The following is a 20,191-nucleotide window of genomic DNA, read 5'->3' as shown; positions in this document are numbered from 1 at the left end:
GGTTCGGTAATCATCATGTTCCGCTCATAGCCGGTGCACGGTGCACGGTGCACCGGTGAGCTCAAGGAGCTCCTCAAGACTTTGCCGCCACCCATCTAATTAACCCCAGCTCGTTGGGTCAGGCTGTCAACAAAACCGGACGCGGTCCCCTGAATGATTAGTTCAGAAGATACTGACCATGCTGCTTCCTGAGGGCGCGCTGCTAGGCTTCGCTGAGTGACCGATCTTCCCCGTTTGTCTCTGCTCCGAACCATCGCCCGAATCTTGCTTGGCGCGTTCCTCCTCTTCGCCGGGATGTCTCACCTGTTTTTTGCCCGCGCCGAGTTCGCGGCTCAGGTCCCCGCATGGATGCCCCTTGATACCGACTTCGTGGTCGTCGCGTCCGGGATCGTCGAGGTGGTTCTAGGGGCTGCGCTCATCTTCCTACCGCGCTGGCGAGTCCTCGTTGGCTGGATCGTCGCGGCCTTCTTCGTGGCTGTCTTCCCAGGCAACGTCGCCCAATACGTCGACGGTGTCGACGCCTTCGGCCTGGATACAGACTCCGCCCGTCTCACGAGGCTCTTCTTTCAGCCGGTCCTAATCGCCTGGGCACTGTGGTCGACCGGGGCCTGGCGGGATCGCGGCTTGTTGCGCAAATCCAGCGAGCGCCGCGGCCAGTAGGTCAAAAGGCCTTTCGCCTGCTTAACCATCAGCACACCGCCACGATCTATCTAATAGCGGCGAGGACGTGCAGCCCTGCACAGGTGTCGATTGTCTGGATGGACAGTGCACCAATCTCATCGGTGGTCACAGCGTTGAGACGGGTTCTGTGGATAATCTCCATTGAATGCGATGGCAGCGGTCGGGCAGGCAAATGCCGAGGGATTCCCGACATACTCTAAACAGGTGAATGTTCATATGGGGATGGATGAGAATCAGCGCGATGAGTCGTTCGACGCGCGGCTCCGGCGCGAAGCTATGGCATGGTTGGCGATTCGGACCAACGACGGAGCGGACGAGCTTCACTGGAGCGACTACGAGGATTTCACTTTTGATGGCGGAGCGTTCAAATTGCGGGACCGTTACAAAGGAATTTGGAAACCTCGACAGCTAGATGCAGCACTCTCCTTCAGCACTACCTTCCGGGCTCCAGGCCAGTCGCGTCCGTACGAAGATGACACTGGGTCAGACGGATTGTTTCGTTACAAATGGCAGGGTGATGACCCTGACCATGCTGACAACCGGGCTTTGAGGCAAGCTCAAAAACTCGGACTTCCTTTGATTTGGTTTTTTGCGGTTCGCACCGGTTGGTACTTACCGGTTTTCCCGGTCTTTCTCCTGGACGAAGAACCTCACCTGAAGCAATTCGTCGTCGACCTAGATCCGTTGCGGGCTAACGTGGGCAACTTACCGTTAGAGATCAACTTCCCCTTACATTTTGAGCGTCGCTACCGGAACCAACAGGTAAAAAGGCGGCTCCATCAGGGACTATTTCGGGCCGATGTGATGCGTGCTTACGCCACGAAATGTGCTGTGTGTTCCCTAGGGCATAGGCAGTTACTGGATGCTGCTCACATTGTCCCGGACTCGCACGAAGATGGCGTCGCCACCGTCGCCAATGGTTTGGCGCTCTGCAAGATTCATCATGCAGCCTTTGACGTGAACATTCTAGGCATCCGCCCAGACCATGTAGTTGAAATTCGGGCCGACCTTCTAGAGGAGATGGACGGTCCTATGCTCCAGTTTGGGTTGAAGGAACATCACAATACGAGGTTGATGAACGTTCCTCCACGAAGGGCAGACCTCCCTAGCAGGGAGCTGCTTGAGATTGCTTACCAACGGTTCCGCAGCGCAGGGTGAGCCCTCGGTCCTTTAACTTGATCGCCCTCTCGGTCACTAAGTAACTCGCACCAGTACATTTCCACTACTTTGGAACTCCGGCATCCAGTGCCCCGATTCAGCGGAGGTCGGGTCCGCCTGCCTCGGCTAGCTCGTTAAGCACGCTAATGGCTTCATCGGCGTCCTCCGAAACATCATCACTGAACGTTTCAGGTACTTCTTCGTTTGCGAGATGCGGATACTTTTCAATAAGAAACCGTCGCCGGTATTCGACGTCCGCAACATCGACAATTGATTCCAGGGTTGCCCAATTAAGGGTGAACCCTACGAGCACGCCTACGGCAGGAACGACCTTGCCGAGCCCCTGCTTGGTTAAGCGTGTTCCAAACGCCTTCGCGAACTGCTTGGAGACCTGCGAGATGACTGACTTGTCTAGAATCTCCCAAGTCTTACCACGAACTAGCGATTGGGTAAGCCGGGAAATATCAGCCATTGCGGCGGTCTTCGCGCCAGCCGAGGCTGCTGTACCTGCATTGACGACCGACATGATGAAAAGCTCCTCCGCGGGGTCCTCAGGATGGTACCCGTAGAGCAGAGAGACATGGCCAACCGAACGCGACGCCAGTCCCAGAACAAAGGCAGCATCTCCCACGAATGCCCCGGCAATTGCTGCTCCCGACGGCGCTGCAGCTGCGCCCGCGGAGGCGGCCGCGACGAGTTCCCCTCCCGAAATGACGAGCCCAGCAGTTGCTCCCGACATTGCTGCGGCAAGGGGGTAATACCAGCTCGTTCCTCGTCCACGAACCGCGTCGATCTGCTCAAGATCGAGATGGCGTAGGTCGAGAAGTTTCGCTACATCGTGTCCGCGCTTTTGATGGTTTGTCACAACCCACTTGGGTGAGAGTCCGGCTCGTGAAACTCTTCCTGCCGTCTGACGCATCGATCCAAGAGCAGTTTCGCCCCAGTTTGGGAGAGCATCCGCCGTCTTCCGAGCGCCGGCTCCAATCGCCCGAGTCCCCTTAGACACAACCGACTGGCCGCGAGAAACGGCTGACTGGGCCGCGGGCCGGTTCTCCAGAAACTGCGTTGCGCGCTTGCCGATGCTTGCTGCACCAGTAGAAACATGCTCGCCCGCACTTCTTAACGCTTTAGAGAGCGGGCGGCCTTGAAACCGTTGAATGTTGCGCCACGCGTTAAGCTCATACTCGGAGGGTTCAGTCATTTCGTAATTATGCCTTACTGATTTGGATGGATTTGTCACATTAGCGGCTCTTCCGGAGGTGATTCTAAGCAAAGAATCTGCTTTGGGTATTCGATGAGTTTCTACAATTAGTGATTTGCCCGCCATCCGCGAAGAGATCCATGCTGAGCATCAAACAAGTTCAACCGTGCCCAGGTGCTAATCCGGCAGCCCTGAAACCCTCCCTAAACTGTGAGTACTATGGCATATGGTTGCCATTGGCTACGTCTCAGTGCCGATGAAACTCAGGGGGGTTTACCGTGTCGCTTGAAGCGCGGGTGAGAGCAACGGACATCAACGTCGCGCCGGGCTCGGTGATCCGTGTCCGCGACGAGGATTGGCTCGTCACGTCGACGAGCTTTACGTCCTCCGGAACGCTCGTGAAGGTCCAAGGCCTCAGCGAGCTCGTCCGTGACACCGAGGCGGCGTTCTATTCCGACCTCGACAACATCGAAGTCGTCGACCCCCGCCTGGCCCGCGTCGTCGCGGACGATTCGCCCAATTACCGTAGGGCGCGTCTCTTCCTGGAGACCACGCTGCGCAAGACGCCGATGCCCGCCACCAGCAATGCGCTGTCCGTGAGCACGCGCATGCTGTCCAAGCAGTTGAACTACCAGCGCATCGCCGTCGCCAAGGCGCTGGACCCGGCCAACATCCGCCCGCGCATCCTGATCGCCGACGCCGTCGGCCTGGGCAAGACGCTGGAGATCGGCATGATCCTCTCCGAGCTCGTCGCCCGCGGCCGTGGGGACAACATCCTGATCGTCACGCCTCGCCACGTCCTCGAGCAGATGCAGCATGAGATGTGGAGCCGTTTCGCGCTCCCGTTCGTGCGCCTCGACTCCGTCGGCATCCAACGCGTCCGGCAGACCATCCCCGCCTCGCGCAACCCCTTCACCTACTTCAAGCGCGCCATCATCTCGATCGATACGCTCAAGACACCGCGCTACCGCGAGCACCTGAAGAAGCGCCGCTGGGACGCCGTCGTAATCGACGAGTCCCACAACCTCACCAACGCCGGCACGCTCAACAACGAGCTGGCGCGCATCTTGGCTCCCCGCACGGACGCCCTGATCCTGGCCAGCGCCACCCCGCACAACGGCAAGAAGGAGTCTTTCGCCGAACTCGTCCGGCTGCTGGACCCCACCGCGGTCCGACCGGACGGCTCAATCGACCAGGACGCCGTGCAGCAGCTCATTATTCGCCGCCACCGCTACAGCGACGAGGTCGCCACGGAGGTCGGCGCGGACTGGGCGGAGCGGCCGGAGCCGCAGAACAAGCTGGTCGCGGCGAGCCCGGCCGAGGACGCCGTCGCCAACGAGCTATCCAAAACGTGGATCCACCCGCTCGGCAACAGCCCGGCCGGCCACCAGCTCTTCGGCTGGACGCTCGCCAAGGCCTTCCTGTCCAGCCCCGCCGCGCTCATCGCGACGATTACCGAGCGCCTCCGCAAGCTCGGCCGCGCCGACGGCCAGCAAGGGGCCACCACCGCCACGAGTCCGCTAGCAGCCAAGGAGGCCGATGCACTGGAGCGACTCCTCGCCCTCGCCCAGACGGCACGGACGCAGAAGTCGGCCAAGTTCGCGGCCCTCGTCGAGCACCTCAGCGGGGCCGGCGTCGGGAAGAGTAAGCCGACCCGCGCCGTCGTCTTCGCCGAACGCGTCGCCACCCTCAGGTATCTCGAGGCGGAACTGCCGAAGGCCCTCGGCCTCAAGACGGAGAACATCGGCATGCTCCACGGAGGCCTCTCGGACGTCGAACAGCAGCAGATCGTGGAGCAGTTCAAGCGCGGCGGATCACCGCTGCGCGTCCTTGTCACCGGCGACGTCGCCTCCGAGGGCGTGAATCTCCACGCCGAATGCCACCACCTGATCCACTTCGACATCCCGTGGAGCCTCATCCGCATCGAGCAGCGCAACGGCCGCATCGACCGCTACGGACAGAAACACCCGCCGCAGATCGCCACGCTGGTCCTGGACCCCTCGGACGAGAACTTCTCCGGGGATGTCCGCGTCCTGACCCGCCTGATCGAGAAGGAACACGAGGCCCACCAGGTCTTCAACGACGTCGCCGCACTCATGGGCAAAAACTCGGTGGACGCGGAGGAGAAGGCCATCCGCGAACTCCTGCTCACGGGCGGGGATGTGGAGGCCGTGGTGCCCGGCGCCGCCGACGTGGACCTCGATGAGCTGGAGCTGCTGCTCCGCGCGGAGTCCTCGGCGAATAACAACCAGTACGACGCCGGAGCGGCCACGGGTGCGGGAGCGCCGGCAGCCGTCGGGGCGCAGTCGGTGACGCTCGAGAAGCGGATCGACCTGTACCCGACGGAGCTCGCCTTCCTGCGCGAGGCGCTGGCGGAGGCCTTCGTGGACCCCCACCAGACGGTGGGGTGGAAGGTTGACGAGAAATATGGAATCGCGTCTCTGGAACCGACTCCGGACCTGAAGAAGCGCTTGCGCTTCCTCCCGCAGGACTACCTAAAGGAGCGCGGCGTCATGGAACGGCTGCAGCTGGCCACCACCGTGACGGCCGGCCAGACGGCACTGGATGCCGCCCGGAAGTCGGACGAGACCAACTGGCCCGCCTCCCACTACCTGGGACCATTGCACCCGGTGCTGGACTGGGCGAGCGACCGCGCCTTGGCGTCGATGTCCCGCAACGAGGTGCTCGCGGTGCGCGGGGACGTCGAAGACCCGACGTTCGTGATGCTCGGAACCATCACCAACAAGCGCGGCCAGCTGCTCAATCGCACATTCATCAGCGTCTCCAACGGATTCGCCGGCGGGATCGCGGACCTGTCAGGCTTCCTGGCGGAAGTCGGGCTGGTGGGGAAGCCGTCCAACCCTGGACCCGTTGCCGTGGTGGCGTCCCAAGCCGAATTGCCTGCCGCGGTGGACGCCGCCGAACGGCATCTCGGGATGACGTCCCAGCTGCTCTCCGCCGACGCCGTCTCGCGTCTGGACGCTTGGTTGGAGCGGGCCGCGAAGTGGTCCGCCGAATCGCAGGTCTTGATCCAGCGCGCAGACGTGCGCGAACGGCAGGACCGGGTGCGGGCGGAACAGGAACTCGCCCAGGACATGCGCCCAGAGCAACAGCTGGTGAGGCCGCTGCTCGTGATTCTTCCCCGCGAAACACCCACCGTGGCCGCCACCGCCGGCTTGGAGGAGAACTGATGCCCGCGTTCGAATCGATCGTCGTCGTTGAGGACTGGATCAGCGAGCATTACTTCACCACAGACGGCAAGGGTGCCACGTTCCAGAAGCAGGTCGTGGAGCTGCGCAAAGGCTGGGACGCCGACGCGAAGGAGGGGCACCCCACCATCGCCAAGAGGTTCTCCGCCGCACGGGGAGAACTGGTGACGGAACTCGCCGCTCTGGATGAGCTGGACGACGCCGAAGCGGCCAGCGGGGCCCGCGCCGCCTACGCGCGTCTCCGGGAGGCGCTCGGCATTGCCGGGGCGCCGGCGCCGTTGGCGTTCGAGCGCGGTGCCGCCAACGCGGAGGTCGCTGGCCTCTGGCTGGGCGACACCCAAGACGTCCTGTGGCTGGAGGGCATGCCCGCCGGGGGAGACGACGCGCTCACGGAGTCGCGCCTTCTAGGATTGAACCTGCTGGACGGCAAGGAACGCACGCAGCAGCCGCTCGCCAAGCTGATCTCGGAGCTGTACCTGTCCGATCCGTCGCCGAAGTACATCGTGGTGTCCGCCGGCAGCAGCCTGTTCCTGACCGAGCGGGAACGCTGGCCGGAAGGCCGCTACCTGGCGGCGGACGTGCAGCTCATCGCCGACCGCAATGACGCGAAGAAGGCCGGTGAGACCGACCGCCTGCTGGCCATCTTCGGCCGCCAGTCCATCATGCCGGGCCCGGACGGGACCATCTGGTGGGACGCCCGCCTGGAGGAGTCCCGCCAGCACGCGGTCGGGGTCTCGCAGGACCTGCGGGACGGCATCCGCGAGTCGATTGAAATCATCGCCAACGACGTCCTGACGCGGCGGACCGCCGTGGGCCTGGACAACCACGACGTCGACGGTCAGGTGCTCGCCCGACAGTCGTTGCGCTTCCTGTACCGGATCCTGTTCCTGCTGTACGCGGAAGCCTCGCCGGAGCTCGGTGTCCTGCCGAAGAATCAGGGGGAGTACGACGCCGGCTACGGCCTGGAGCGTCTCCGCGAGCTCGTGCAGGTGGAGCTCCCTAGCGTTCAGGCCCAGCAGGGAACGCACTTGTTCGATTCGTTGGACCTGTTGTTCCGGCTCGTGAACGGCGACCATGCCGCGCAACGGCGGAGCCGCGGCAATGACGACGTAGCCGACGCCGAGCATGCGGAGGATGCCGACGCGCGGGATGAGGGGCTGGCCTTCGAACCGCTGGAGGCGGACCTCTTCGCTGCATCGGCGACCGGCCTGATCGGCGAGGTCGGCCTCAGCAACATGGAGCTGCAGCGCGTGCTCGAGCGCCTGCTCCTGAGCAAGGCGGGCAGCAAGGGCGAGCGCGGCTTCATTTCCTATGCCAACCTCGGCATCAACCAGCTGGGTGCCGTGTACGAGGGCCTGATGTCCTACACGGGCTTCATCGCTCAGGAGGATCTGCGGGAGGTCGCGAAGAACGGCGACTCGTCCAAGGGCTCGTGGGTGGTGCCGGTGGACCGCATCAACGGCATCGAATCCAAGCACTTCGTCACCCGCAGGGATGAGGAAACCGGCTTGTCGGAGCCGGTTCACCACCCGCGGGGCAGCTTCGTATTTCGGTTGGCCGGCCGGGAGCGGCAGCAATCGGCCTCCTACTACACGCCCGAGGTGATGACGAAATTCGTGGTCTCGCAGGCCCTGGAGGAGCTCCTGCAGGAGGACACTCCCGCGGACAGCATCCTGGAACTGAGCATTTGCGAGCCCGCCCTCGGCTCGGGCGCGTTCGCCATCGAGACCGTGCGCCAACTGGCTGGCGAGTACCTGAAGCGCAAACAGAAGGAACTGGACCGCGAGATCCCCGCGGACGAATATCCGCAGCAGCTCCAGCGGGTCAAGGCGCAGATCGCCTTGCACCAGGTGCACGGCGTTGACCTCAACGCCACGGCCGTCGAGCTGGCCGAGGTGTCCCTGTGGCTGGACACCATGCAGCCGGGACTCAGCGCACCGTGGTTCGGCCTCCGGCTCAAACGCGGCAACTCGCTTATCGGTGCGCGCCGGGCGACGTACTCGGTGGACGCCGTAAGGTCGAAGAAGTACCTCACCGACGAACCGCAACCGAACCCGCTGGTGGGACTGATCGACGCCCTGGCGCGCGATGCCGACGACCCGGCGGTCGTCGGACGGATCCACCACTTCCTGCTGCCCGGCGAAGGATGGGGCGCGGCGGCGGACGCCAAAGAGGTCAAGGACATCGCGGCCGAAGAGCAGAAACACCTCAAGGCATGGGCCAAAGGCACTCGGATCGCATTGAAGAAACCGCAGATCGATCGTCTCAAGGCGCTGTCCGAGCGAGTCGAGGTCTTGTGGAAGATCGCGCTACGGCGCCTACAGATCGCTGATTCCCAGGCTCGTCGGTTCATTGATTACTGGCCGCATGAGCGGACGCAGGAAACGACGGCGATCACACGTGCCGAGATCGAAGCGGCGTTGAACGACCGGAACGGTGCGTACCAGCGACTCAAACGGGTCATGAACGCGTGGAACGCGCTGTGGTTCTGGCCCCTGACCGAGTCCGGCGTTGAGCCGCCGACCGTTGACGAGTGGATCGGCGCGCTCGAAGGCATTCTCGGCCTCCGAGGCAAGGTCAACAAGTTTGAGGGTCAGAAGTCCTTCGTTGGCGACAGCGACTGGCACGAGCTCAACGCCTACGAGACTCTCGAGTTGGGTCTCGCCACCGTCGCCTCTTCGGAGCGTTTGGCGGAACGCCACCCGTGGTTGGCGGTGTGTGACCGGATCGCCGAGGACCAAGGCTTCTTCCACTGGGAACTGGAGTTCGCGTCTGTCTTCGGGCGCGGAGGTTTCGATCTGCAGGTGGGTAATCCGCCGTGGGTGCGTCCGCGCTCCGACGAGTCGGCGCTCCTCGCCGAGCATGATGCCTGGTGGCAGTTGGCGGAAAAGCCATCCCAGGCAGTGATCCGGCAGAAGCGAATCGACACTCTGGCCCTGCCCGGCGCGGCGCGCGATTTCGTCGAGGCCGCGACCCCAACTCCGGTGTTGGCCGAGTTCCTTGGGGCAACGTCTCAATATGCCGTCTTGGCGGGGCTGCAACCGGACCTGTACCGCGCGTTCATGGCCCGAACGTGGATGAGTTCTTCTGAAGCGGGTGTAGTGGCTCTCCTGCACCCGGAGTCTCACTTCACGGAAAAGAAGGCACACCACCTGCGGGCAGCTACCTATCGACGACTGCGGCGCCACTGGCAGTTCATCAACGAATTGTCGCTCTTCGAGATAGATCACCATGTGTCCTATGGTGTGCACGTCTACGGGGCGCAACAGGACGCACCCCGCTTCCAGATGGCCGCGTCGCTCTACCATCCGGATACGGTTGCGCGATCGCTGGACCATGAGGGCGGAACCGAAATTCCGGGCCTGAAAACCGCGGAGGGCAAATGGGACACGCGTCCCCACCCGGAGCGCGTCGTCAACGTCGATCTCGACGTGCTCAAGGTGTGGGCCGACATCCTCGATGAACCGGGAACATCCCCGCTCCATGCGCGCATGGTGTACCCGGTCAACCGGGCAAGCATGAGTGTTCTGGAGAAGCTCAGCAAGGCGCCGCGTGTGCGTGAGCTGGGGCTGCAGTACTCGCGCGGCTGGGACGAATCGATCGATCGTAGGAAGGGCTATTTCGACGTGGGCTCCGCTGTGGCCGACTCGTGGGATGACGTCATCCTTCAGGGTCCCCACTTCACGGTGGCGAACCCTTTCGCCAAGCAGCCCAACCCAACCATGAAGAACAACCTGGACTGGACCGAGATCGATCTCGAAGCGCTCCCGGCCGACTTCATCCCGCGCACAAGCTACCAGCCGGTCCGCGATGGCAGCGTCAACTACGACGCCGACTACACGCACTGGGAGATCGACGGGAAAAGGACTTCGGCTCGCGATCACTTCCGGATCGGTTGGCGGTTGATGGCGGCTACAACCGGCGTGCGGACCTTCTACCCGAGCGTGTTGCCACCAGGCTCGGCCCACGTCAACGGAGTCATTTCCGGCTATGGGCTGCTCTTCGACGAACCTGAGACCATGCTTGAATGTGTCGGGCAATGGAGTTCTCTCGCTGTGGATTTCTTGGTGAAGGCTGGTTCATTGGGGCACTTCTACGGCTCTGTCGTGGATGGCCTCCCCGCTAAATTGGGTGGTCTGCTGGGTCGCCAAATAGCACAGCACAGCACCGCCCTCGTTTGCCTGACGCAAACTTATGCGCCGTTGTGGAAAGGCATCACCGGCTTGGAGTGGACGCCGGATTCGCCGGCACGCGTCGCCTCCGAGCGGCGCCAACTACAAGTAGAACTCGACGCACTGTCAGCGTTGAGTCTTGGGCTGAGCGCCGACGAGCTGTGCATCATCTACCGCACCCAGTTCCCGGTGCTGCGCGGCTACGAGCAGATTGATCTCTACGACGCCAATGGACGCAAGGTGCCCAGTGACATAAACAGGTTCTACCGAAAAGTCGGCGAGGAAGGCATGACGCTGGCCGATCGCCAGTGGACGCACCCGCAGAGCGGCGTCGAGTACACCTTCGAGTTCCCCTTCCGCGGCTTCGACCGCGAGGAGGACATGCGCGCCGCCTACGCCAGGTTCTCGACCATGCTCCAAGAGCACGGCGAAATCATTGAGGAGGCATAAGCGATGACGGAACTGCTTCCCACCCGCCAGGCCCGCGACCTCGTCGAAGGTTTGCGGGACTACCTGACCACCACGTTCGCGCTGTCGGACAAGCGCGCGCAGGAAGCCATCGGCGATTTCCTCACCCACCCGGACAACGGCATGTTCAAGGGCCCCTACCTGCGGTTGCGGCTTCCCTTCGAACCGGCCGCCGACGGCTGGCGGGACAGTCTGGACTTCTACGGCGTCGGCTTTCCTCCGTATGGGCACCAGGACCAGACGTTCAGGCGGTTGACCACCAAAACGGGCGACTCGGTCGGGTTCCGGCGGCCGGATCCGACGCTGGTCACGACCGGCACCGGATCCGGTAAGACCGAAGCCTTCCTCTTCCCGATCGTCGACCACGTCCTCCGCGCCCAGAAGGCCGGCATCACCGGGATCAAGGCCCTCATTCTCTATCCGATGAACGCCCTGGCGAACGACCAGGCGGGGCGCTTGGCCACGTTGCTGACCGAGCACACGGAGTTGGGCGGAATCCGGGCAGCCCTCTACACGGGCCAGCAGGATGCTCCGCGCAAGCGGGTCACCGCCGACGGACTCATCACCGACCGCCACGAGATCCGCAATAACCCGCCGGACATCCTGCTGACCAACTACAAGATGCTGGACATGCTCCTGCTCCGGCACGACGACGCCAAACTTTGGCAGGACTCCGCCACCAGCCTCCAATACTTGGTCCTCGACGAGTTCCATACCTACGACGGCGCCCAGGGAACCGACGTCGCCATGCTCCTCCGCCGCCTGGGCCTCGCCCTCAAGTCCCACTGGCCCGAGGACCCAAGCAGCGTCGGCCTGACCGAGGAGGACACTCGCCGGCCCCTCGGGCGCATCACGCCCGTGGCGACCTCCGCAACTCTCGGCGGATCGGCCGGCGCCGGAGCCATGCTCGCCTTCGCCGAGACAATCTTCGGCGAAAGGATGGGCGAGGACGCACTCGTCACCGAGTCACGCATGTCCTTCGAGACGTGGCGCGACCTCAGCATCCCGGATCCCGCCGTCGTCCCGCGGGATCTCGACGAACTGGCCGATCAGATCGAGCCGACCAACCATGCGGTCCGCGCGGACGACTCGCACGCCACGCTGATGTCGGCCGCGCTGCAGGCGCTGTTTGTGGAACCACCCGCCGACACGAGCGACGCGCTGCTCGGGGCTCTCCGGCACCACCCGCTGACGGAACGGCTCGTGGGGGTGACCGGCACCGCCCTTGGACTGCGGGACCTCGCCGCCGGCATATTCCCGGCCGTGGCCGTGGAGGAGGCCGAAGAGTTCCTGAGCCACGTGATCGCGCTCTACTCGCACGCCCGGGCGATCGCCGGACGCGGGGCGCTCACGGTGGAAACCCACGTCTGGGTCCGCGAACTCAGCCGGATCGAGGGCGTACTCGATACCACCAACACCTACCGCTGGGGCGACGACGGCGTGGACGAGGACGAACTCGAGGCCGACCGCGTCTACCTGCCCGCCATCTTCTGCCGCCACTGCGGCAAGAACGGGTGGGGGGCCAAAATGGCACCCACCGGGACCGAACTCGAATTGGAGCCGGCGGAGATCCGCGCGGCCTCCCTGAACCGGGACTCGTCCTTCCGCGCCCTCATCCACGCCGCCTACGAGGCCGAGGCTGTGTGGCGGGGCACGAAGTCCGCCCAAGAGGCCAAGGACGAGGGGCTGCGGTTTTTCCACACCGTGCAGAAGACCCTGAGCGCTGACGCCCCGGACGATGACGACGAGGACTTCCAGCAGGGCCGCATCATCCCCGTGCTCACGCATACGGGCCTGGAGGCGGACGACCAGTCGCGCAAGGACATGTGCCCGTCCTGCATGGCGACGGACGCCATCCGGTTCGTTGGTAGCGCCATTGCCACGCTCACCTCCGTGGCGGTGTCCAACCTGTTCGGCGCGCGCGGCCTGGACCCGCGCGAGAAGAAGGCCCTGGTCTTCACCGACTCGGTGCAGGACGCCGCGCACCGCGCCGGATTCATCCAGGCCCGCTCGCACACCTTCAACTTGCGCAGTGCGCTGCGGAACGCGTTCGGGGCCGAGCCCGGCGAGACCGTGACGCTCAGCCAGCTCGTCGACCAGGCCATGCTCACACCCGCCGGGGAGGGGGCGGCGGTGCAGCGGTTCAAGCTGGTGCCCCCGGAGCTGACGGAGCGGGACGGATTCCGGGAATTCTGGGACGACTCGGCCGCCCCGAGCGTCCGTGCGAGGGCCCGAGAGAACGTCAAGCGGCGGCTGCGCTTCGACGCCGCCCTGGAGCTGGGCCTGCAGGGCCGGCTCGGCCGCACCCTGGAACTTACCGGCTCCGTCACGGCGGAGGTGGACGCCGGCACGGCCGCGGCCATCACCGCGTCGGCGCGGCGCGTCTGGGAGGCGAAGCTGCATGTCCTGGCCGGCGTCGGCGAGCCGACGGACCAGCAATTCGTCGCGTGGGTCCGCGGTGTCCTGGTCCGCATGCGCCTACAGGGCGGCATCCACCACGAATGGCTTGACCGGTACATCACGCACGACGGCGCCCGCTACCACGTGTGGGGCGGGCGCGCCCGGCACCAGGGGATGCCGGCCTTCCCATCGGGGAGGCCGGCCCCGGCGTTCCCCGTCGTCGGGCAGACCAAGGCCGAGAACGGGCTGGATCCCGTCACCCCGAAGTCCAGTTGGTACTCGATCTGGACCAGCCGCGCGTTGGGGATCAGCCCCGACGACGCCGGCTACCTCGCCCGGGAGCTGTTCGAGGACCTCGCCCGGCAGGGCGTCCTCAATGAACACCTGACGAACCAGGGATCCCGCGTCTATTCGATCCGCGCGGACCGCCTGCTGTTGACCACGCCGACCGACGACGCGCTGCTCCAGCAGCGCCACGCGCTCGAATGCGAGTCGTGCAAGACCCGGGGCTTCGGCACCGAGTCCGTGACGGACCAGCTCGACGGCGCGCCCTGCCAGCAGGCCAAATGCAGGGGCCGGATGAAACGCGTGAGCGTGGCACCGGACAACTTCTACCGCACCATGTACGCCGAGGCCGACGGCAAACGCGTGGTGGCCCGGGAACACACCTCCCTGCTCGACGAAACCTTGCGGCTGGAGTACGAGAACGCCTTCAAGGCCACCGAGCAGACGCCCGATGCGCCCAACGTGCTGGTCGCCACGCCGACGCTCGAGATGGGCATCGACATCGGCGACCTCTCTTGCGTGATGCTCGCGTCGATGCCGGGCTCCGTGGCGAGCTACGTGCAGCGCGTCGGCCGGGCCGGGAGGCTGACGGGCAATTCCCTGGTCATGGCCTTTGTCCGGGGGCGCGGCGAACACCTGCCGAAGCTCTACGACCCGCTCTCCGTCATCAACGGCAAGGTCCGGCCGCCCAGCACGTACCTGCAGGCCGAGGAGATCCTGTCCCGGCAGTTCGCCGCGTTCCTCGGTGACCAGCTGGCCCGCAACCCGAAGGCGCCGCACCCGCGGTCCGCGCGCGAGGCGCTGCAGTCCACGGAAGCGGACTCTTATCTGGGGCACATGTTGGGGCTGGTCCAGGCGCGGGGCGACGAGCTTCTCCACGCGTTCCTCGGGCAGTTCTCCGCGGAGCAGGTCACCGCCGACGGACGGGCGCGTTTGGCGGCTTGGCTCGCCAACGAGCTGCCCGTCGAAATCGGCCGACTGTCCCAGCAGTGGCAAGAGGACTACGAGGGCCTGCAGCGGCGCATCAAGGACGTCGAGGACGCCGTGGAGGAGCTCAAGGTCGAGCATCAGCGCCGGCTCCACGAGTACGCGAACGACGCCGAACACCCCAAGGTGCAGGAGGCCGCGCGGGACCTGCGTTCCGGGGAATCGCAGCTCAAACGCCTCTACCGGGAGGCGCAGGAGGAACGGAGCGAGTACTGGATCTCCAAGATCGAAATGTACGGTCTCTTCCCCAACTACACGCTGATCGGTGATCCCGTGACGCTGGACGTCGGCGTCTCCTGGCGCAACGAGGAAACGCAGGGGTTCGAAGCCCGGACCGAATCGTTCGCCCGCAGCTCCGGCATCGCCATCCACGAACTCGCGCCCGGCTCCACCTTTTACGCGCAGGGCATGGAGATCCAGGTCGATGCCGTGGATCTGGGTCCCGACCTCCGTGAGGTCCAATACTGGCAGCTCTGCCCCTTCTGCGGGTGGAAGAACCCCGTCCACCGGGCCGGCGAGCAGCCGGTCCAATACCTCGGCCAGTCGTCGACGTGCCCGCGGTGTCAGTCCACCGGCATCGACGACGTCGGGAACGTCCACGCCGTCGTCGTCCTGAAGAAGGTGACCGCCGAGATCAAGCGCGACGAGGCGGCCATCAACGACTCGCGCGACGACAGGAAGCGGGCCAGTTTCCACGTGGTGCCGGTCGCCGACATCAATCCCGCGGGCGTGGAGGCGCGCTGGTTCGTCGAGCACAACGGCTTCGGCGTGGAGTACCTCGCCGCCGTGGACCTGACCTGGCTGAACCTCGGCCAGCGGGGCCGCGGGGGAGCGTCGCTGACCATCGCCGGCCAGGAAGTGACCACGCCACGGTTCCTGTTGTGCGAATACTGCGGGAAACAGGATACGAAGGTCCGCTCCAACAACTTCGACGAGCACCGCTTCTGGTGCAGACACCGCAAGAGCACCGACGAGCACACCCGCGCCCTCCTGCTGGCACGGGAACTGCGGACGCAGGGCGTCAAACTGCACCTCCCCGCGGCCGCGACCTCCGTGGACGCGTTCGCCCTGCCCACGCTGAAGGCGGCCCTGCTGTTGGGGCTGCAGGAGCATCTGGGCGGGACACCCGGACACCTCGGCGTCATGACGGTTCCCGATGCCTCCAGCGGAGCCGAACGGCAGGCCCTGCTCATCCACGACGCCGTGCCCGGAGGCACGGGGTACCTGGCGTGTTTCAAGAGTCCGCGCGACGTCTTCGACGCACTCGCGGCCGCGCTTGCGAAAGTGGCCGGGTGTACGTGCGGCGACGAGGGACGCAGGGCGTGCCACCAGTGCCTGTTGCCGTTCGCCGAGCACGGCACGGAGGACTACGTCTCCCGCGTGGAGGCCAAGCGCCTGCTCGAGGACCTGTTGGGACTGGAACCGGACGAGGAACCAGCGTTCGCACGGTGGACCGTCCGCGAGGAACCCGTGGTTCTTGCCAGCGGCGAATCCGTCCTGGAGATCGCGTTCCGGCAGGCGCTGAAGACGCGGCTGGCCGCGGTCAACGCCGAGGTCACCCCCAAACCCGGCCCGAAGGGCGAACGCCTGCTCATCAAACTCCCGTCCCAGGCGCACCGGTGGACGCTGGAACCGCAGGTCGACATGTTCGGCACGCGGCCGGACTTCGTGTTGAGCTACGAGGGACCGGACGTGCCGGACCTGGCGATCTATACCGACGGACGCGCCTTCCATGCCTCGCCCGAGGCGGGGATGAACCGCGTCGGCGACGACGCGGTTAAGAGGTTCGGGCTGAAACTCGCGGGAGTGGTTCCCTGGGCGATCACCGCCCGGGACCTCGACGTCTTCGCCGACGCGCAGGCGGCGGAGGACAATGTCCACGATGCGTGGGTCTCCCAGGTCATGCTGTCCAGTCTGACCAAGAAGTACTCGCTGTCCCCGGAAATCATCGCATCCCTGCGCGGCGGATCCATGGGTATGCTCTGGACCTGGATGACGTCGCCGGACCACGCGAACTGGAGGAAGCTGGCGGATGTGGCCGCCGCGCTGGCGCTAGGGAACCTGACCAAGACGGATGTCGCAGACGCCACGGTCCCCGGGTACCAGTTCGGGGGCACGGGGGTGCTGCCGAAGCTGTTGGCCGGAGACATCTGGTGGTCGCGTGAGACGGAGCACCTCCACTTGCTCGCCGCCGGCCATCCGCTCGAGGCTCCGAACGGCGCGATTCCCGCCGTGATGGTTCTGGACGACCGGGCCGAAGCTGTGGCGTCCGGCGGCTTCGCCGATTCGTGGCGGCGCTGGCTTTTCTGGAGCAACGTCTTGGCGTTCCGCGGATCCCCGAAGGGCGCGCTGGTCGGCACCACGACCTCCCGGGCCGAGATCCTGGAAATGGCCGGCCTCGTAGCCGCCCCGATCGACGTGGTTCATGTTTCCGGCGTGTCCATCGACTGGGAGCCGGTGCTGGAGGTGGCCGACGACGAGGCGGAACGCGCGTTTATCGGGCAATTGGCCGCGGCACAGCTGCCCGTGCCCCAGGAGTGGGGCGAGGAACTCGACGGTATCCCCGCCCAGCTCGTCTGGACCGATGCCAAAATCGTGGTCGTCTACGAAACAGACCACAGCGCCGCGCTGGCGGCCGCGGGGTGGACCGCCGTCGTCACGGGGGACGTCGAGGGACTCGTGGACGCACACGGTTCCGGCGCCCAGGACAGGAAGTAGGAACATGCCATACGTATCCATGGCGTCGGCCAAGAACAAGGTCGACGGATCGGTCAAGAAGCAGGTCTTGGACTTCTTGCAGAAGCTGCAGGTCGACGACACCGTTCCTGGGCTGCACATCGAGCCCATGGCCAAGCCGCGGGACAAGCGTGTCCGCACCGGCCGGATCAACGATTCCTGGCGTGCGGTGCTCTACAAGATGGACGTTGAGGGCGAGGCGCACTACGTCTACTACGGAACCTGGCACCACGACGACGCCATCAAGGTCGCGCGTTCGACCGTCCTGAAGCTCAACCTCGCGCTCGGCGCCCCCGAATTCGAGGACCACGGCGTCCCGGACGAAACTCCCGCGGTCGAGCCGCAACCCGAACCGACGGAAGGGGCGGGAACAGCGGAGGACGCCACCGCCGTCGTACCCGTATGGGACAACCGGCTCGCCGCCGCGTGGACCGCCGACCGGCTGGTTTCCGAAGCCGGCATCAAGGAGGAGGGGGCGGCGAAGGCCCTCGCCGCCCGCACTCCCGCAGAGCTCAACGCGGTCATCGATACGCTCCCCGAGGCGCAGGGACTGGTGCTGCTGGGGTTGGCCAACGGCGAGGACCTGGACGCCATCCGCGACGAGCTGGGACTCGCGCCGGTGGCCCCGGACGTCCCCGAGGACGAACACCTGGACCGCGTGCTGCGCGAGTCCAAGGGAGGATTCGTCTTCGTGGGCGACAGCCCGGACGAGTTGCGCGATGCCCTGGAGTCCATGGAAATCGACCGCTGGCGCGTGTTTCTCCACCCGGAGCAGCGAAAGTACGTGCAGGGCCGCTGGAAGGGTTCCTACCGGCTGTCCGGGGGCGCGGGCACCGGAAAGACCGTGGTGTTAGTGCACCGGGCGCGCGACCTGGCGCGGGAGAACCCGCAGGCGCGGATCCTGCTGACCACGTTCACGCGGACGCTGGCCACCTCCCTGGAAAAGCAGATGGCCAAGCTGGATCCCGACGTGCCGCAAGTGGGGCTCAACGGGGCCGGCGTAGCCATCCTCGGTATGGACCAGGTGGCGTGGCGGGTCATCCAGGAGGCAACTGCAGCCGAAGCGGAGGCGGCCGCGGCCGCTGTGCTCGGCCCCGGCCGGAACTTGATGAGCCACAAGGTGAGGAGCGTCGTGCAGGACTTCCGCAACGCCGCCGACCTGAGCGACCCGAGCCTGCCAGCGGACCTTCTGGAGCCCGCATTCCTGGAGCAGGAGTACCAATCGGTGGTGCTCGCGAACGGAGTGACCGACGGCCCGGGCTATCTCCGGGCGTCGCGGCAGGGCAGGGGAACGGCCCTGAACCGTGCCGCACGGAAGGAACTGTGGAAGGTGTTCGCCCAGTTCCGCCGGACCTATCAGATGACGGATTCGGTCACCTTCCCGGAACTCGCGGCGGTTGCCGCGGCCGTCCTGCGGGCGCGGGCTGAACGCGGCGAACCCCTGCCGTGCGACCACATCCTGGTGGACGAAGCCCAGGACTTCCACGCGGCGCACTGGATGCTGCTTCGCGCGCTGGCCGCCGAGGGGCCCGATGACCTCTTCGTCGCCGAGGACTCGCACCAGCGGATCTATGGGCAGAAGGTCCCGCTTTCGCGTTTCGGGATCCAGATCCGCGGCCGTTCGCGCAGACTGCGGCTCAACTACCGGACGACAGCGGAGAACCTGGCCTACGCGATCTCGCTGCTCGAGGGCGCCGAGTACACGGATATCGAGAATGACCGGGAGGCCACCAGCGAGTATCGCTCGGTCCGTTCCGGCCCGGTTCCGGTGCTGGTCCACGCGGAGGATTCGCAGGGTGAGGTTGGGGCCGCGGCCGGGCACATCCGGCGGTGGCTCGACGACGGGGTGAAGCCGGAAGCGATTGCGGTCCTGGTGCGTTCGGACCCGCGCCTGCGCCTGGCGACGGCGGGGTTGACCGCCGCCGGGATCGGCAACAACAGTGCGAAGGCCGGGACCACCGCCGGCCGGGGCAAGGTGACGGTCATGACGATGCACTCGGCGAAGGGCATGGAGTTTGAACGAGTGGTCGTGATGGGCGTGGGCGCGGACGAGATGCCGGCGAAGTGGAGTTTCGATCGCCTGCCGCCGGTGGAGCAGGAAGACGCGAAACTGCGGGAGCGTTCCCTGCTCTACGTGGCCGCGACGCGTGCGCGCGACGCGCTGGTGATGACGTCGTCGGGCGGGGAAAGCAGCTATCTGCGACCGAAAGGCAAGGCGGAATGATGGGCCAGACGAGAAGCGCATTTAACCCGCCGCCCGGGCACGGGCCACGACGCCCCGCAAGTGAGGTAGCTGCATGAGCAACGAACAGTGGAACGTATTCATGGAGTTTGCCGCCCAATTCGCCAAGACGGTCGACCTCGACACTGAAGAGTACAACTACAAGATTGTCTTGGCTGATCGTCTCCGAAAGACCAGGGAGGGATACCTGAGCCGGGACCCGGAATGGTTCGAAGCTCTGAGGCGTGACATTTCCTCGTCGAACCTGATGAACCGGTACTTCATGATGCGGTTGATCGATCTGGGCCGTTCAAAACCCGGCGACCTGCGTCAAGTCATCGACCTGCTCTGGGACGGGGAGCCGGACGTCCGGCGCATTGATGATTTTGCTGCGCTGCTCCGACCGCACAACCCAGAACAGTTCTCCGTGGGCGGGATTATCGGCTTTGCTTCGATTCTTCTGCTTGCCAGGGATCCGCTCTCTACCCTCCCTATCGTGCCCGCGCCGTCAAGAAATTCCTCAAGCTGGTTGGGTGGGAAGACCGCGGTGCCAACGGTAATCCTGCGCGTAGGTACGAACTGCTCCTGGAATCACTTGACGAACTCATTCGGTTGGCGCCCCAGTACGGCATCCAGCTCCGCGACCGCTTGGACGCGCAAGGGCTGATGTGGA

Annotated in this window: 8 protein-coding genes; 7 read left to right on the top strand and 1 reads right to left on the bottom strand. The window is 65.1% G+C overall.

The annotated features are described in order from the left end of the window. The first annotated feature begins 216 nt into the window (after positions 1-216). Entirely contained in the window at positions 217-660 is a 444-nt protein-coding gene (locus tag ACX80T_RS15190; protein ID WP_459304854.1) for a DoxX family protein, read from the top strand. A gap of 171 nt (positions 661-831) precedes the next feature. After that, positions 832-1,839, top strand: coding sequence for an HNH endonuclease (locus ACX80T_RS15185; protein WP_459304870.1), 1,008 nt, complete (start codon positions 832-834; stop codon positions 1,837-1,839). A 97-nt stretch (positions 1,840-1,936) separates the two neighbouring features. On the opposite strand, the gene ACX80T_RS15180 is transcribed toward ACX80T_RS15185, so the two are convergent. Continuing rightward, complete coding sequence (locus ACX80T_RS15180; RefSeq protein WP_459304853.1) at positions 1,937-3,040, bottom strand: EcsC family protein; 1,104 nt, start codon at positions 3,038-3,040, stop codon at positions 1,937-1,939. 296 nt (positions 3,041-3,336) lie between these two features. Between ACX80T_RS15180 and ACX80T_RS15175 the strand changes: the two genes are divergently transcribed. The 5 genes from ACX80T_RS15175 (at position 3,337) to ACX80T_RS15155 (ending at position 20,185) form a co-directional block, all read left to right on the top strand. Next, a complete protein-coding gene (locus ACX80T_RS15175) occupies positions 3,337-6,231 on the top strand; it encodes a helicase-related protein (protein WP_459304852.1) in 2,895 nt (964 codons plus the stop codon). Next, positions 6,231-10,871: a class I SAM-dependent DNA methyltransferase gene (locus ACX80T_RS15170; protein WP_459304851.1), complete on the top strand. Its 4,641-nt coding sequence runs from the start codon at positions 6,231-6,233 to the stop codon at positions 10,869-10,871. The genes ACX80T_RS15175 and ACX80T_RS15170 overlap by 1 nt, the downstream gene beginning before the upstream one ends. 3 nt (positions 10,872-10,874) lie before the next feature. Beyond that, the gene (locus tag ACX80T_RS15165; protein ID WP_459304850.1) at positions 10,875-17,279 is read left to right on the top strand and encodes a DEAD/DEAH box helicase; all 6,405 of its coding nucleotides are present in this window, start codon (positions 10,875-10,877) and stop codon (positions 17,277-17,279) included. 4 nt (positions 17,280-17,283) lie between these two features. Continuing rightward, a complete protein-coding gene (locus tag ACX80T_RS15160) occupies positions 17,284-19,521 on the top strand; it encodes a 3'-5' exonuclease (RefSeq protein ID WP_459304869.1) in 2,238 nt (745 codons plus the stop codon). A 73-nt stretch (positions 19,522-19,594) separates the two neighbouring features. Continuing rightward, positions 19,595-20,185, top strand: coding sequence for a hypothetical protein (locus ACX80T_RS15155; RefSeq protein ID WP_459304849.1), 591 nt, complete (start codon positions 19,595-19,597; stop codon positions 20,183-20,185). Positions 20,186-20,191 lie beyond the last annotated feature (6 nt).

This window comes from Arthrobacter sp. Sr33 (assembly GCF_054511195.1).
This window is presented reverse-complemented; position numbering and strand designations above follow the sequence as displayed.